This is a genomic window from Pseudomonas sp. 31-12 (assembly GCF_003151075.1).
In the GTDB taxonomy this organism is placed as follows: domain Bacteria; phylum Pseudomonadota; class Gammaproteobacteria; order Pseudomonadales; family Pseudomonadaceae; genus Aquipseudomonas.
Genome location: NZ_CP029482.1, coordinates 5,528,185 through 5,542,731, shown reverse-complemented (window position 1 = coordinate 5,542,731; position 14,547 = coordinate 5,528,185). Strand labels below are relative to the sequence as shown.

Annotated in this window: 14 protein-coding genes and 1 pseudogene; 4 read left to right on the top strand and 11 right to left on the bottom strand. The window is 58.2% G+C overall.

Annotation, left to right across the window (positions count from 1 at the left end; all coding sequences use genetic code 11):
- Positions 1–66: 66 nt before the first annotated feature.
- Positions 67–744: a ribonuclease T gene (rnt, locus tag DJ564_RS26130; protein WP_064679478.1), complete on the bottom strand. Its 678-nt coding sequence runs from the start codon at positions 742–744 to the stop codon at positions 67–69.
- Entirely contained in the window at positions 741–1,787 is a 1,047-nt protein-coding gene (gene pyrC, locus DJ564_RS26125; protein WP_109634437.1) for a dihydroorotase, read from the bottom strand. Before pyrC ends, rnt begins: the two co-directional genes overlap by 4 nt.
- 157 nt (positions 1,788–1,944) lie before the next feature.
- Here pyrC and DJ564_RS26120 point away from each other — a divergent pair, with 157 nt between their 5' ends.
- Positions 1,945–2,853, top strand: coding sequence for an OmpA family protein (locus tag DJ564_RS26120; RefSeq protein ID WP_109634436.1), 909 nt, complete (start codon positions 1,945–1,947; stop codon positions 2,851–2,853).
- A 129-nt stretch (positions 2,854–2,982) separates the two neighbouring features.
- Positions 2,983–4,200, top strand: a complete 1,218-nt coding sequence (locus DJ564_RS26115) for an argininosuccinate synthase (protein WP_007898502.1) — start codon at positions 2,983–2,985, stop codon at positions 4,198–4,200.
- Positions 4,201–4,384: 184 nt separating this feature from the next.
- Here DJ564_RS26115 and DJ564_RS26110 read toward each other — a convergent pair whose 3' ends face one another.
- Entirely contained in the window at positions 4,385–4,954 is a 570-nt protein-coding gene (locus DJ564_RS26110) for a hypothetical protein (protein ID WP_109634434.1), read from the bottom strand.
- Positions 4,955–5,533: 579 nt separating this feature from the next.
- Between DJ564_RS26110 and DJ564_RS26105 the strand changes: the two genes are divergently transcribed.
- Positions 5,534–6,160 (top strand): response regulator transcription factor, encoded by a 627-nt coding sequence (locus tag DJ564_RS26105; RefSeq protein ID WP_007943575.1) that lies wholly within the window; start codon positions 5,534–5,536, stop codon positions 6,158–6,160.
- Between the two features lie 64 nt (positions 6,161–6,224).
- On the opposite strand, the gene DJ564_RS26100 is transcribed toward DJ564_RS26105, so the two are convergent.
- The 8 genes and pseudogenes from DJ564_RS26100 to metG form a co-directional block, all read right to left on the bottom strand.
- On the bottom strand, positions 6,225–6,404 hold the full coding sequence (locus DJ564_RS26100) for a PA3496 family putative envelope integrity protein (RefSeq protein WP_007898493.1): 180 nt from the start codon (positions 6,402–6,404) through the stop codon (positions 6,225–6,227).
- A 107-nt stretch (positions 6,405–6,511) separates the two neighbouring features.
- A complete protein-coding gene (gene nth / locus DJ564_RS26095) occupies positions 6,512–7,150 on the bottom strand; it encodes an endonuclease III (RefSeq protein ID WP_109634432.1) in 639 nt (212 codons plus the stop codon).
- 25 nt (positions 7,151–7,175) lie between these two features.
- Positions 7,176–7,685, bottom strand: a complete 510-nt coding sequence (locus tag DJ564_RS26090; RefSeq protein WP_109634431.1) for an Rnf-Nqr domain containing protein — start codon at positions 7,683–7,685, stop codon at positions 7,176–7,178.
- Positions 7,678–8,289: an RnfABCDGE type electron transport complex subunit G gene (locus DJ564_RS26085; RefSeq protein WP_109634429.1), complete on the bottom strand. Its 612-nt coding sequence runs from the start codon at positions 8,287–8,289 to the stop codon at positions 7,678–7,680. The genes DJ564_RS26090 and DJ564_RS26085 overlap by 8 nt, the downstream gene beginning before the upstream one ends.
- Positions 8,286–9,269, bottom strand: coding sequence for an RnfABCDGE type electron transport complex subunit D (locus DJ564_RS26080; protein WP_109634427.1), 984 nt, complete (start codon positions 9,267–9,269; stop codon positions 8,286–8,288). Before DJ564_RS26080 ends, DJ564_RS26085 begins: the two co-directional genes overlap by 4 nt.
- 601 nt (positions 9,270–9,870) lie before the next feature.
- A pseudogene (gene rsxB, locus DJ564_RS32965) lies at positions 9,871–10,245 on the bottom strand (electron transport complex subunit RsxB); the annotation flags it as partial.
- Between the two features lie 17 nt (positions 10,246–10,262).
- Entirely contained in the window at positions 10,263–10,832 is a 570-nt protein-coding gene (locus DJ564_RS26070) for an Rnf-Nqr domain containing protein (protein WP_109634424.1), read from the bottom strand.
- 143 nt (positions 10,833–10,975) lie between these two features.
- Positions 10,976–13,027, bottom strand: coding sequence for a methionine--tRNA ligase (gene metG / locus DJ564_RS26065; RefSeq protein WP_109634423.1), 2,052 nt, complete (start codon positions 13,025–13,027; stop codon positions 10,976–10,978).
- Between the two features lie 371 nt (positions 13,028–13,398).
- Between metG and apbC the strand changes: the two genes are divergently transcribed.
- Positions 13,399–14,493 (top strand): iron-sulfur cluster carrier protein ApbC, encoded by a 1,095-nt coding sequence (apbC, locus tag DJ564_RS26060; protein ID WP_109634421.1) that lies wholly within the window; start codon positions 13,399–13,401, stop codon positions 14,491–14,493.
- The last annotated feature ends 54 nt before the right edge of the window (positions 14,494–14,547 follow it).

The window sequence follows — 14,547 nt, the reverse complement described above, 5'->3', positions numbered from 1 at the left end:
GAGGCACAAAAAAACCGGCCGCTGAGGCCGGTTTTTTTATGGGCGGGAGAAATCCAGCGACCGGGATCAGTCGTTGAAGTCTTCCCAGCCGCCCATTTGTTTCCAGCGATTGACGATGCCGCAGAACAGCTCGGCCGTCTTCTCGGTGTCGTAGCGCGCCGAGTGAGCCTCGCGACCGTCAAAGTCGATGTCCGCCGCCTGGCAAGCCTTGGCCAGTACGGTTTGACCGTAAGCCAGACCGGCGAGGGTCGCGGTATCGAAACTGGAGAACGGATGAAACGGGTTACGTTTCATGTCCAGACGCGCGACAGCGGCGTTGAGGAAGCCCAGGTCGAAGCTGCTGTTGTGCCCGACCAGAATCGCCCGTTTGCAACCGTTGGCTTTCAGGGCCTTGCGGATGCCGCGGAAAATATCGGTCAGGGCTGCTTCTTCGCTTACCGCCATACGCAGCGGGTGATCGAGCTTGATTCCGGTGAATTCCAGTGCGGCTGCTTCAATATTCGCGCCTTCAAAAGGCTCGACACGGAAGAAATAGGTGTGATCGGGGTACACAAACCCTTTTTCATCCATGGCGATCGTGGTCGCGGCGATTTCCAGCAAGGCGTCAGTGGCAGAGTTGAAACCACCGGTTTCAACGTCGACAACAACGGGCAGGTATCCACGGAAGCGTTCAGCCATCGGGTGGCGTGAACCACCTCCGCCGCCTTGACCGTCCTGTTCGTCGTCGAAATGGTCTTCACTCACGCGTGTTCCTCCAGCAGGCGCCAGCGCAGTTTTTCACCGGCGCGCAGCGGGATTACGGTCAGCTCGCCAAATGGCAGGCTGGTCGGGGCGGTCCACTCATCGCGGACCAGGGTGATGCGATCGGTGTTCGCCGGCAGGCCATAGAAGCGCGGGCCGTTGAGGCTGGCGAAGGCTTCGAGCTTGTCCAGCGCGTTGCGCTGTTCGAAGGCTTCGGCATACATCTCGATCGCTGCATAAGCGGTATAGCAACCGGCACAGCCGCAAGCGGCTTCCTTGGCGTGCTGGGCGTGCGGCGCCGAATCGGTGCCGAGGAAGAACTTGTCACTGCCGCTGGTAGCGGCGTCGAGCAAGGCTTCCTGATGGGTATTGCGCTTGAGGATCGGCAGGCAATAGAAGTGCGGCCGAATCCCGCCCACCAGCATGTGGTTGCGGTTGTACAGCAGGTGATGCGCGGTGATGGTCGCGCCAACGTTGGCCGAAGCCTCGTTGACGAACTGCACGGCGTCTGCGGTGGTGATGTGTTCGAACACCACTTTGAGCGTCGGGAAACGCTCGACCACACGACGCATGTGCTCATCGATGAAGAGTTTTTCGCGGTCGAACACATCGACATCGCCACGGGTGACTTCACCGTGAATCAGCAAGGGCATCCCGACGTCGGCCATGGCCTCAAGTGCAGGGAAGATCTTGTCGATACTGGTGACACCAGAATCCGAGTTGGTGGTCGCGCCGGCCGGGTACAGCTTGGCGGCGTAGACGAAGCCGCTGGCCTTGGCCTCGCGAATTTCGTCGGGCTGGGTGCGGTCGGTCAGGTACAGCACCATCAACGGTTCGAAACGACTGCCGGCCGGGCGTGCAGCGAGAATCCGCTGGCGATAGCCGTCGGCTTCAGCGGCGTTACGCACCGGAGGTACCAGGTTGGGCATGATGATTGCGCGACCAAAGGTGCGCGCGACATCCGCAACGGTATTGGTCAACACAGCACCATCGCGAAGATGAATATGCCAGTCGTCGGGACGCAGCAGGGTCAGGCGGTCGGACATGAGGGGATTCCAGGCGGGTCAAACTCTGGGGAATGCTACCGGAAAAGACTCTCTCAGGCACTCGCTATCAAGTTTTGCAGGAAGCTTCCGATATCCAACAGGTATGCCGTAAATATGTGTATCGGTCTTTTTGTTGTAGAAGCCAGTGGAGCCTCCCGTGCGCCAGCGTTATTTAGCCTTGCTCAGTGTGTTTGCCAGCCTCCCTGCGATGGCGCTCACTTTCCAGACGCGTCTGGAGAGCATCGAGTGGACGGTCGAAGGTGACAAGTTCGAATGCCGCCTGACTCAACCGATCACCGATTTCGGTTCGGGTGAATTCGTGCGCCGTGCCGGTGAGCAGGCGACGTTTCGTCTCAAAGCCTACAACGCGATGATCGGCGGCGGTTCCGCGACGCTGCTGGCGGCCGCTGCACCGTGGCAACCGGGACGTGGCGACATCAACCTGGGCTCGGTGAGAATCGGCAGCGGCAATGTGTTGTTCAACAGTTCGCAAGTTCAGGCCGGGCGCCTGATCAGCGGGTTGATGGACGGCCGCAGCCCGGTCATCCGCCATTCCTCTGGCGATGGTCGCGTGTCTGAGGTACGCCTGTTGCCGGTCAAGTTCAGCAAGGCTTTCAACGACTATCAGGGTTGCGTCGCGAAGCTGCTGCCGAAGAATTTCGAGCAGGTCAAACAGTCCGAGATCGGCTTCCCGGGTGAAGGCGTCGATCTCAATCCGCAAGCCAAGGCGCAGTTGCAGGTGATGCTGGAGTTCATGAAGGCGGATCCGACGGTCAATCACATCGAACTCGATGGGCACTCCGACAACAGCGGCAATCGCCTGACCAACCGCGAGCTGTCACGCCGCCGGGCGCTGGCGGTAATGGAGTATTTCAAGGCCAATGGCATCCAGGAATCGCAGATCACCATGCGTTTCCACGGTGAACGCTATCCTGTGGTGCCAAACACCAATGCCACCAACCGCGCGAAGAATCGCCGGGTAGCCGTGCGCCTGGAACGGGTGGCACCGACCGAGAAAGTCGCGCCTCAAACCACCACGCCGGGAAGCTCCTCGGCGACCTCCTGATCCAGCTGAATTCGTCGCTCGCTCGACAGAATCTGTCGCTTCGTCGTCATAAGCTGTCGCGCCTCTGTAAATTATTCCGTATGACCGGTAGACTTCACGGCTTTCCGTAGAACCCCGTGGAGTGATGGCATGGCGGACGTAAACAAGGTCGTTCTGGCGTATTCCGGCGGCCTGGACACTTCGGTGATCCTCAAGTGGCTGCAGGATACTTATAACTGTGAAGTCGTGACCTTCACCGCTGACCTGGGTCAGGGCGAAGAGGTCGAACCTGCACGCGCCAAGGCTCAGGCCATGGGCGTGAAAGAGATCTATATCGACGATCTGCGCGAAGAGTTCGTGCGTGATTTCGTTTTCCCGATGTTCCGCGCCAACACCGTTTACGAAGGCGAGTACCTGCTGGGTACTTCCATCGCTCGTCCGTTGATCGCCAAACGCCTGATCGAAATCGCCAACGAAACCGGCGCTGACGCCATTTCCCACGGCGCCACCGGCAAGGGCAACGACCAGGTTCGTTTCGAACTGGGCGCCTACGCACTCAAGCCAGGCGTGAAAGTGATCGCCCCTTGGCGCGAGTGGGACCTGCTCTCCCGTGAAAAGCTGATGGATTATGCTGAAAAGCACAACATCCCGATCGAGCGCCACGGCAAGAAAAAATCCCCGTACTCGATGGATGCCAACCTGCTGCACATTTCCTATGAAGGCGGCGTGCTGGAAGACACCTGGACCGAGCACGAAGAAGACATGTGGAAATGGACCGTCTCCCCGGAGAAGGCTCCAGACAAGGCGCAATACCTGGAGCTGACCTACCGCAACGGCGACATCGTGGCACTGGACGGCGTCGAAATGACCCCAGCCACCGTGCTGGCGACCCTGAACCGTATCGGTGGCGAACACGGCATCGGCCGTCTCGACATCGTCGAGAACCGTTACGTGGGCATGAAGTCCCGTGGCTGCTATGAAACCCCAGGCGGCACTATCATGCTGCGCGCTCACCGTGCGATCGAATCGATCACCCTGGACCGCGAAGTGGCTCATCTCAAAGACGAGTTGATGCCTAAATACGCCAGCCTGATCTACACCGGTTACTGGTGGAGCCCTGAGCGTCTGATGCTGCAACAGATGATCGATGCGTCCCAGGCACACGTGAACGGCGTTGTGCGCCTGAAGCTGTACAAGGGCAACGTGATCGTCACTGGTCGCAAGTCCGACGAATCGTTGTTCGATGCCAACATCGCGACCTTCGAAGAAGACGGTGGTGCTTACAACCAGGCCGACGCGGCGGGCTTTATCAAGCTCAACGCCTTGCGCATGCGCATTGCTGCAAACAAAGGCCGGAAGCTTTTCTGAGACCTTTGAAGCTGCAACGACGGTAATGGAAATGTGGCCTTGTCGGTGACAAGGCCACATTTCTGAAAGAGGGATGTTTCCTGCCGTGCATCATGTTTCAACTTTCTTATTGTTGTTACAAATACGCTTTCGTCTGCTTTTGCGCTCCGATTGCCCTTCGAGCGCTGTCTTCTGCTACCGGTATTCAAGCCATCATCGTCATGCCATGCGAGCTCAAATTGTAGGCAACCCAGAACGCAGTGCTGTTGCGCTTCTTTGTTTGTTTCGCATGCTTGTGTGCGCCTTCCTTCAGCAATGCCTCTGAATCAGTACACGTGAGAAACACGATAACGCGCGCAGGGTTTTCCTGTGGTTGCTGGACCTTTTCCATCAAGGTGTTGAAATCCATTTTGCTGCTCATCCATCGTGCGTCGACGATGTGCAGATCCTTTAACAGCACCGTTGAGCGTACGTGATGCTCAATCAACGGCTCAGGTGTGCCTCCTTGTGGTTGATCGGCATCGCTCATGGCCTTTATGAAATGCTTTCCTTTTTCAAAATCAGAGGGCGCGTAAAGCGATCTATAGTTGAAGTTTAGTGTGGCGAAGAACAGGAAGAGCAAATAAAAAGGGAAGCTGATAAGGAACCAGATATAGATCTCTCTCTCCTCATCGCCGAGAAAGGGAAGAGAAATAGCGGCCGATGTTTCAGACAGGGTTGCAAATATCGCGATGATTGTCATGGGGTTGGAGATTCTTGTTTTTAATTTGTTCATGTTTTTTGCTCATGAAAGATTGTCTTTTCTCGATGGGTTCGTGGAAGTTAAGAGTGCTGGTAAGTTAAAGGTGTGGCGGAGAAAGCTGTCTACTGTTTTGGTGGTGTCCTCTTAGTTGATTTGTTAGTAGGGGTCATAGTAGCTGTATTGTTTGTGAGTCGGGTATTTTTGTTTTTGTAAGTCTATGGTGTTGCTGTTTCTCAAGTGTTGCCTGATGTAAGGCTTTTTGTAATGGGTCTATTCAGGGTTTAACTGTCCGGTATGAGTGTCGGTTTGACAATATCGGTTACTTTTTAAGCGTAGCTCAATCGTCAGCGCTTGCCGGATCTCTCTATCAGCTTCTGGTTTCTTTGATTTCTTGATGTAAATCGATACAAAAACAGTTTTGAAAGCACAGCGCTGGCTGGGCGATAAAATTTAAGACACACAGTATTTGTCTGATTTTTGTAAGACATATCCTGCTTGTTTGTAGGGAATGTCTCTCGCTGCGGGTGGGCGAGGGGGGCGGCGTGCCACGGATGAAACGACTAGGCTATTGTGCGGGCTCTAAAAATTCGAACAGCGAAATTGGACTTGCCCATGAATAAAGTGCTGATCGTGGATGATCACCCCGTCATTCGTCTTGCGGTACGTATGCTGATGGAGCGTCATGGCTACGAAGTCATTGCAGAAACAGATAACGGCGTGGATGCGTTACAACTTGCCCGCGAACTTATGCCGGATATTGTCATTCTGGATATTGGAATACCGAAGCTGGACGGGTTGGAAGTCATCGCGCGTCTGACCTCTACGGCAATGCCTCTTAAAGTGTTGATATTGACCTCTCAGGCACCCGGACATTTTTCCATGCGTTGCATGCAATCGGGTGCCGCCGGATATGTCTGCAAACAACAGGACCTCACTGAATTGCTCAGTGCGATAAAAGCCGTACTCTCTGGCTACAGCTACTTTCCGAATCAAGCGCTGCATACCGTTCGCTCCAGTCTCGGGAATGCCAGTGAAGCCGATATGGTGGATCGTTTGTCCGGGCGCGAAATGATGGTGCTGCAACAGTTGGCTAGAGGAAAGACAAACAAGGAGATTGCCGATGGCATGTTCCTCAGCAATAAAACCGTCAGCACCTACAAGACTCGCCTGTTGTTGAAGCTCAATGCTCGGTCCTTGGTCGACCTGATTGAACTGGCTCAACGCAATGGGCTGGTATGAGTGCACTGGCGACTGAGGGATTGGCACTTAGTAAAAAGCCTCCGTTTCGGGAGGCTTTTAGGTGTCACAGGTCAAAATCGTAATCGGCCAATTGCTTTTGCAGTCGGCGCTCCTCCAGCAGATTGTCGATGGTGCGGCGTTTGCTCAGGTTGGTCTTCGCCACTTCAACCACCGGTTCAGCGTCATCGGCCTCAACGGGTGTGAAGTCGTCTTCTACGTCCAATTGCTCTTTGCCAGTGCTCATAAGGTTAACTCCAGGCTAAGACTGCCTTTGGCGCTCCTTATATCGACAAACTCCCGGCGGGTAAAAAAGATTTTTTCAATCGATGGATCAATAAATCTAATAGCGCCTCAATCGTCCGAGGTCTTCAGCTTGTATTCGCACAGGTCTTCGATCCGGCAGCTGCCGCAACGGGGCTTGCGGGCCAGGCAAACGTAGCGCCCATGCAAGATCAGCCAATGGTGGGAATCGAGCAGGTATTGCTTGGGGACAAACTTCATCAGCTTCATCTCCACCTCGACCACGTTCTTGCCCGGAGCGATGCCCGTGCGGTTGCTGACCCGAAAAATGTGGGTATCCACCGCCATGGTCAGTTGCCGAAAAGCGGTGTTGAGCACCACGTTGGCGGTCTTGCGGCCGACGCCGGGCAGCGCTTCCAGTTCCTCTCGGGTTTGCGGAACCTCGCCGCCATGGCGCTCCACGAGCAAACGACAGGTTTCGATCACGTTTTTCGCTTTGCTGTTGAACAGGCCGATGGTCTTGATGTATTCCGACAGCCCTTCAACGCCCAAGGCATAAATCGCCGCCGGCGTATTGGCCACCGGGTAGAGTTTGGCGGTAGCCTTATTCACGCCGACATCCGTCGACTGGGCGGAAAGAATGACGGCAATCAGCAATTCGAACGGCGAGGAATAGGCCAGTTCGGTCTTCGGTTCCGGGTTGTCTTCGTGAAACCTGCGGAAAATTTCCAGGCGTTTTGCGGCATTCATGGACAGTGCGTTTCCTCGAATTCGGTCAGTGTGAGGGAGCCGGCCGGTGCCAGGCCTGCCAGGCGGCGATCAGCAGTCCCAAGAGAATAAATCCGCCGGGAACCAGCGTGGCCAGGTGCAGGCCGCCGTTGCCGATGAGCTCGCGCAGCAAGCCAAGGCCCACCATCAACGCGCCAAACAGGCCACACAAGCGCAGGCGATCGAGCCAGGATTCCTGGAAAAAACCATTGTGTTCCAGCACCAGGCATTGCACGGCGATCAATCCTGCATAGATCCCCACGTGCTGATGCCATTGAAGTGACAAGACCTGTGCGGCAAGTTCCGCGCAACTGGTCAACGCGGCCGCCAGCAGGAGGCTGGCAAGCAATCGGGTGGACGGGATCAGCCGTGATCGCAAGGCGACCATGCTGGCGCCATACGCATTGATCACCACGAAGAACATCAGCCAGAGGCCCAACGCCGTCTGCCAAGCGTCCGTAGCGCCGATCAGCGGCGCAAGCATCAGTGAGTTACGCAGCGTCGATGACTTATTCATGAACCTCGCTCCCGATCAACTGTTGCGGGTGTTCATCAAAGTAGCGCAACGCGTCATGGACAGCGCTGATCACCGCTCTTGAAGTGATGGTCGCGCCCGCTATCTGATCGAATTGGCCCTGATCTTTTTTCAAGGCCCAGCCCATATCGCCGGGCTCAGTGCGAGACTTGCCGGTAAACACCTGAAGCCAGGCATTGGGCCAGTCAGCGATCTTGCCACCCAGCGCAGGGGTTTCCGATTGCTTGAGGGTTTTGACCCCCAACAACTTTCCGTTTGCGCCGATGGCAATCAGCAGTTCGATGGAGCCCTCGTAACCCAGGGACTGACTGCGCAGCAACACCGCGCGAGATTGGCCGGCCTGGGTCGCCAGATAACCACCCAGCAGCGTGCTATTGGGCAGCGGGATGTTTTTGAGGGCGAGCGGCTGCTCCAGCGGTTGATTGTCGTAGCTGCCCAACGGTAGCAAGTCCAGCAGGTTGCGGCTGTCGATCAAGCGTTGTTGCGCACTGATGCGCGGTTCGCTGGCGTGTTGCACGAAGTACGTCGCGCCAATCCCCAGTCCGCTCAGCAGCACCAGAATCCCAACGCTCGTCGCTCGGTTCATGGGGCCACCTGCTCATGCCTGGCCGCGACAAACCGCTCCAGCGCAGGGACGCACAGGTTCATCAGCAGCACGGCGAACGCCACGCCGTCCGGATAACCCCCCCAGGTTCGAATCAGGTAGGTGAGTAATCCCACGCCAGCACCGAACAGCAGTCGGGCACCGGGACTTTTCGCGCCGGACACCGGTTCGGTGGCAATAAAGAATGCACCCAGCATGGTCGCGCCGGTGAGCAGATGAAACAGTGGCGAGCCATGGGAGTCGGAGCCCGAGCCGTTCCAGCACAGCAGGCTGATAACGAACAGGCTGGCGAGCATGCCGACCGGGGCGTGCCAAGTGAACACCCGCCGTTGTAGCAGGAATGCGCCACCAGCGAGAAAAGCCAGGTTGACCCATTCCACGCCGCGTCCACCGAAATGGCCGAACGCAAGGTTGCCCGCGAAGAGTTCATCCATGGTCAGGCTTTTGTTGATTCGCAGGCTGTCCAGCGCCGTGGCCTGCACCCAGGCATCTGGTGCCTGTCCGAAGCCGAAGACCTGCTGCAAACCTTCGAGCAAATTCATGCCGTGGGATGACGGCCAGAGGGTCATCTGTTGGGGAAAGGCCACCAGCACGAAGGCAAAACCGAGCATTGCCGGATTGAACGGATTCTTGCCGACTCCGCCGTAGAGGTGTTTGCCGAGCAGCGCGAGCGCCGCCGCACTGACCGTCAACCACCATGGGCAATAAGGCGGCAAGGCCAGTGCCAGCAACGTTGCGCTGACCAGGGCGCTGCCATCGCTCAGGGTTGGTTTGATGAGTTGCCTGCGCAGTTGCAACACCGCTGCCTCAACGGCCAATGCGGTAACGGCCGTCAGAATCAGGTTGATCAAAACGCCCCAGCCATACAACCAGAAAAACACCAGCATCCCCGGCACAGTGGCCAGCAATACCAGTTTCATGGCCTGCTGAAGGCGTTCGTCCACCGGTTCAAGGGGCGGCATGGGTATCCACCTGGTGCTCGGCGTCCTTCACCGCGAGTTCCAGCGCTGCGATCTGTTCAGCCGCTGCTTCGTTGGTTCGCGCTTTGTTAAGTTCGGCGCGACGCATGGCCAGCTGGATCTTCGCCCGTTTCAGTTCGGCATCCTTCGCTGGCGCGGCCTGCGCCGGGGTGGGCGGCGCGCTGCTTTCCAGCTTCGCCAAGGCTTGCTCCGCCGCTTCGAATTGCTGTTGCAGCACGATCAGCTGCGACTGCTGCTCGAAGGTCGGCGGATGCCCGAAGGCCTTGAGCGACTTGTTCAGTTGCGCACGACTCATCGCCACATCGATCTTGGCTTTTTTCAGCGCCGCATCGGCGTTGGCCGCTTTCTGCGCACGCACCCGCTCAAGCGCAGCCTGAACCGGGTCGAGTGTCATCACTTCGTTGTGCGGCACGGTGCGTTGGGCACGGGCCTGACGTTCGGCGAGTTTCTGTTCTTCTTCACGACACAAGCGGGCGTTGCGCTGTTCAAAGCGACGCCGCGCATGATTGCGTTTGGCGGTGCGCGCCTGTTGTTCCTCGAGGCTGAACGCGAGGCCACCGACAATCGGCAGCACCGTGGCCAAGGGCAGTGGTCGCATCTCGATGCAGTCCACCGGGCAGGGCGCGACACACAGGTCGCAACCGGTGCATTCGTCGACGATCACCGTGTGCATCAATTTTGCCGCGCCGACGATTGCATCCACCGGGCAAGCCTGAATGCACTTGGTGCAGCCAATACACTCCGCTTCACGAATGTAGGCGATCTGCGCCGGGGCCGGACCGCGACTGACGTCCAGTTCCAGCACCGGCACTTTCAGCAAGTCAGCCAGCGCCGCGATGGTTTCGCTGCCGCCCGGCGGGCACTTGTTGATCGGCTCGCCGCTGGCAATGCCTTCGGCGTACGGCTTGCATCCGGGGTGGCCGCACTTGCCGCATTGGGTCTGCGGCAAGAGGGCGTCGATGCGTTGAATCAGACTCATGTTTTGATCAGTCCGCTGAATCCGAGAAAAGCCACTGCGATCAGTCCGGCGCCGATCAACTCGATCGGCAGGCCACGAAAGGGCAGGGGAATATCATTATCGATTGTGCGCTGGCGCAAGTCGCTGAACAGGCTCAGCACCAGCCAGAACCCCAGCCCGGCACCGAGGCACAGGGCAGTGGCGTGCAAGAATCCTTTGTCGTTCTGGGCGTTGAGCAAGGTCAGCCCCAGCACACCCGCGTTGCCCAGCAGCAACGGCCAGAGGCCATCGAACGCAAGCCTGGGCAGTAAACGGGAAAGCAGCTTCAACAGTGGGCCGATCAGCAAAACGCTCAACGGCATGAACACGAAAAGGCGCAGCGACGTCAGTTCCAGCGGCACCAGCAGCCAGTGATAGGCCGAGTAGCTCAATAGGCCGACAACCAGCATCAGGCATGTCGTCGCAATGCCCAGCGCATGAACCTGATCGCGCTCGCTGCCGATCAGCGGATCGACGCCCAGCGGCCAGTGCAACACGAGGTTGTTGATCAGGGCAGTGCTGATAAGCGTAAGCAGAATCTCGGTCATGATCGTGCCGGTTGAAATAGGGCTTTTTAACAGAGCGGTCTAAAAAGCTTAGGCATTATCCGGCAAGGACGGAGGGTGGGGCCAGATATGAAAATCCCACAGTCGCGACAGGCACGACTGTGGGATCGATTTACCGCAGAACCTTACTTGATGCGCTGACCCGGCTTGGCGCCGCTGTCGGGGCTGAGCAGGTAGATTTCTTCACCGCCAGGGCCGGCCGCCATCACCATGCCTTCGGAGATGCCGAACTTCATTTTCCGTGGTTTGAGGTTGGCGATCATCATGGTCAGACGACCATTGAGCTTGGACGGATCCGGATAAGCGCTTTTGATCCCGGAGAACACGTTGCGTTGCTCGTCACCGATGTCGAGGGTCAGGCGCAGCAGTTTGTCGGCACCTTCTACGTGTTCGGCCTTGAGGATCAGGGCCACGCGCAGGTCGATAGCGGCGAAGGCGTCGAAGTCGATTTCCGGCGACAGCGGATCCTTGGCCAGTTCACCGTTACCGGCCGGCGCAGCATCACCGGTGTCGGTTGCGCTGGCGGTCAGGTCTTCTTTCGAGGCGTCGCTCATGGCTTGCACTTTTACCGGGTCGATACGGGTCATCAACGGCTTGAACTCGTTCAGCTGATGATTGCTGAGCAAGGTCGCGTGGTCGTTCCAGGTCAGCGGCGCGACGTTGAGGAATGCCTCGGCATCGGCGGCCAGCAACGGCAGTACCGGTTTGAGGAAAATCACCAACTGGCGGAACAGGTTGACGCCCAGGGCGCAGATGGCCTGGACTTCATCCTGCTTGCCTTCCTGTTTGTTCAGCGACCACGGCGCCTTGTCGGCGATCCAGGCGTTGGCGCGGTCGGCCAGGCCCATGATCTCGCGCATGGCACGGGCGAAGTCGCGTGCCTCGTAGGCTTCGGCGATACTCGGGGCTGCGGCCAGGAACGCTTCGGTCAGTTCCGGCGCGGCGTTGCCGGCCACCAGCACACCGGCGTTGCCTTTGTGGATGAAACCGGCGCAACGGCTGGCGATGTTGACGACTTTGCCGACCAGGTCGGAGTTGACCTTCTGCACGAAGTCTTCAAGGTTCAGGTCCAGGTCATCGACGCCACGGCTCAGCTTGGCCGCGTAGTAGTAGCGCAGGTATTCCGGCGACAGGTGGTCGAGATAGGTCCGGGCCTTGATGAAGGTGCCGCGGGATTTGGACATTTTCTGACCGTTGACGGTCAGGTAACCGTGCACGTTGATGCCGGTCGGCTTGCGGAAACCGGCGCCTTCGAGCATCGCTGGCCAGAACAGGGCGTGGAAGTTGACGATGTCCTTGCCGATGAAATGGTACAGCTCGGCGGTGGAGTCCTTGCCCCAGAACGCGTCGAAATCCAGTTCCGGACGGCGATCGCAGAGGTTCTTGAAGCTGGCCATGTAGCCGATCGGCGCGTCCAGCCAGACGTAGAAGTACTTGCCTGGCTCGTCAGGGATTTCGAAACCGAAGTACGGCGCATCGCGGGAGATGTCCCACTGTTGCAGGCCGGCATCCAGCCATTCGGCGATCTTGTTGGCGACTGCTTCTTGCAGGGTGCCGCTGCGGGTCCAGGCCTGCAGCATTTCCTGGAAGTCCGGCAGTTTGAAGAAGAAGTGCTGGGAATCCTTGAGCACCGGGGTGGCGCCAGAGATTGCCGACTTCGGATCCTTCAGGTCGGTCGGTGCGTAGGTCGCACCGCATTTTTCGCAGTTGTCGCCGTACTGGTCTTCAGTGCCGCACTTCGGGCAGGTGCCCTTGATGAAGCGGTCGGCCAGGAACATTTTCTTTTCCGGGTCGAAATACTGGGTGATCGAGCGCTGGGCGATGTGCCCGGCGTCGCGCAACTTCAGGTAGATCTGGCTCGACAGCTCACGGTTTTCTTCGGCGTGAGTGGAGTGAAAGTTGTCGAAGTCCACCAGGAACTCGGCAAAGTCGGCGCTGTGTTCAGCCTGGACGTTGGCGATCAGTTGTTCCGGGGTGATGCCTTCCTTTTCCGCGCGCAGCATGATGGCCGAACCGTGAGCGTCGTCGGCGCAGACATAAATGCATTGGTTGCCGCGGTGCTTCTGGAAGCGCACCCACATATCGGTCTGGATGTATTCCAACATGTGGCCAAGATGGATCGAACCATTGGCATAGGGCAGGGCGCTGGTGACGAGGATCTTGCGTGGCTCGGACATGGGGCTCGGCTACTTGATGAAACGGAGGTCGGCCACTATAAAGCGCCGGCGCATATTTTTCACCCCCGAGGGGCCCGAGGGCTTGTTCGCACAACAGTGTTGTGGAAAGGAGATTTATCTGTGGCGAGGGGATTTATCCCCGTTGGGTGGCGAAGCCGCCCCTTAAATTTGCCATCACGGAACATCCGGTATACCGAGTGCTATGGATTTACGACTGCTGCGCAGCCGAACGGGGATAAATCCCCTCGCCACAGGCAAGCTCCCTCGCCACAGGATTGTGTTTGCCACAAATCATCAGCGGGCATGCCGTCCATGATCTAGAACGGTTAGGATACCCGCCTGATTTTCCAGTCTTGCTATCGGAGTTGCCCATGAGCGTCGTCAATCGCGCAGCGGTGGAAGCCGTCCTTCGCCAATACACCGACCCTTACCTGAACCAGGATCCTGTCAGCGCCGGGTGCGTGCGCGGCGTCGACATCCAGGGCGATCGCGTCAGCGTTCAGCTGGAGCTGGGTTACGCCGCCGGCCTGTTCAAAAGTGGCTGGTCGCAGATGCTGCAAATGGCGATCGAAGGTCTCGACGGCGTGACGAACGCTCGCGTTGACATCACCAGCGTGATCGCCGCACACAAGGCCCAGGCGCAGATTCCGGGCCTGGCCAACGTCAAGAACGTGGTGGCCGTGGCGTCCGGCAAGGGCGGCGTGGGCAAATCCACCACCGCCGCCAACCTCGCACTGGCACTGGCCCGTGAAGGCGCCAAGGTCGGGATTCTCGACGCGGACATCTACGGTCCGAGCCAGGGCATCATGTTCGGCATCCCGGAAGGCACCCGACCGAAGGTCAAGGATCAGAAATGGTTCGTGCCGATCGAATCCCATGGCGTGGAAGTGATGTCCATGGCCTTCCTGACCGACGACAACACCCCGATGGTCTGGCGCGGGCCGATGGTCTCCGGCGCGCTGCTGCAACTGGTCACGCAAACCGCCTGGGGCGATCTGGATTACCTGGTCATCGACATGCCGCCAGGCACCGGTGACATCCAGCTGACCCTGGCGCAGAAAGTCCCGGTCGCCGGTGCCGTCATCGTCACCACCCCGCAAGACCTGGCGCTGCTGGACGCGCGCAAAGGCGTGGAGATGTTCCGCAAGGTCAACATTCCGGTACTGGGCGTGGTGGAAAACATGGCCGTGCACATCTGCTCAAACTGCGGGCATGCCGAGCATCTGTTCGGTGAAGGTGGCGGGGTGAAGCTGGCCAATCAATATGGCGTCGAACTGCTGGCGTCGTTGCCGCTGGCAATGGCTATCCGCGAACAGGCCGATGGCGGCAAGCCAACGGTGATCGCCGAGCCGGACAGCCCGATTGCGCTGGTGTACCAGGAACTCGCCCGCCACGTCGGCGCGCGGATTGTGTTGCAGGAAGCGGCATCGCCTGCCATGCCGAACATCACCATCAGCGACGACTGATGGCCTGAAACTCAATCAACTGTGGGAGCTAGCCTGCTAGCGATAGCGGATTCA

Bases quoted from the DNA above. Each gene is read 5' to 3' on its own strand.
- pyrC (WP_109634437.1), bottom strand. From the start codon at position 1,787: ATGTCCGACCGCCTGACCCTGCTGCGTCCCGACGACTGGCATATTCAT.
- DJ564_RS26115 (WP_007898502.1), top strand. From the start codon at position 2,983: ATGGCGGACGTAAACAAGGTCGTTCTGGCGTATTCCGGCGGCCTGGAC.
- DJ564_RS26110 (WP_109634434.1), bottom strand. From the start codon at position 4,954: ATGAACAAATTAAAAACAAGAATCTCCAACCCCATGACAATCATCGCG.
- DJ564_RS26105 (WP_007943575.1), top strand. From the start codon at position 5,534: ATGAATAAAGTGCTGATCGTGGATGATCACCCCGTCATTCGTCTTGCG.
- DJ564_RS26100 (WP_007898493.1), bottom strand. From the start codon at position 6,404: ATGAGCACTGGCAAAGAGCAATTGGACGTAGAAGACGACTTCACACCC.
- nth (WP_109634432.1), bottom strand. From the start codon at position 7,150: ATGAATGCCGCAAAACGCCTGGAAATTTTCCGCAGGTTTCACGAAGAC.
- DJ564_RS26090 (WP_109634431.1), bottom strand. From the start codon at position 7,685: ATGAATAAGTCATCGACGCTGCGTAACTCACTGATGCTTGCGCCGCTG.
- DJ564_RS26085 (WP_109634429.1), bottom strand. From the start codon at position 8,289: ATGAACCGAGCGACGAGCGTTGGGATTCTGGTGCTGCTGAGCGGACTG.
- DJ564_RS26080 (WP_109634427.1), bottom strand. From the start codon at position 9,269: ATGCCGCCCCTTGAACCGGTGGACGAACGCCTTCAGCAGGCCATGAAA.
- DJ564_RS26070 (WP_109634424.1), bottom strand. From the start codon at position 10,832: ATGACCGAGATTCTGCTTACGCTTATCAGCACTGCCCTGATCAACAAC.
- metG (WP_109634423.1), bottom strand. From the start codon at position 13,027: ATGTCCGAGCCACGCAAGATCCTCGTCACCAGCGCCCTGCCCTATGCC.
- apbC (WP_109634421.1), top strand. From the start codon at position 13,399: ATGAGCGTCGTCAATCGCGCAGCGGTGGAAGCCGTCCTTCGCCAATAC.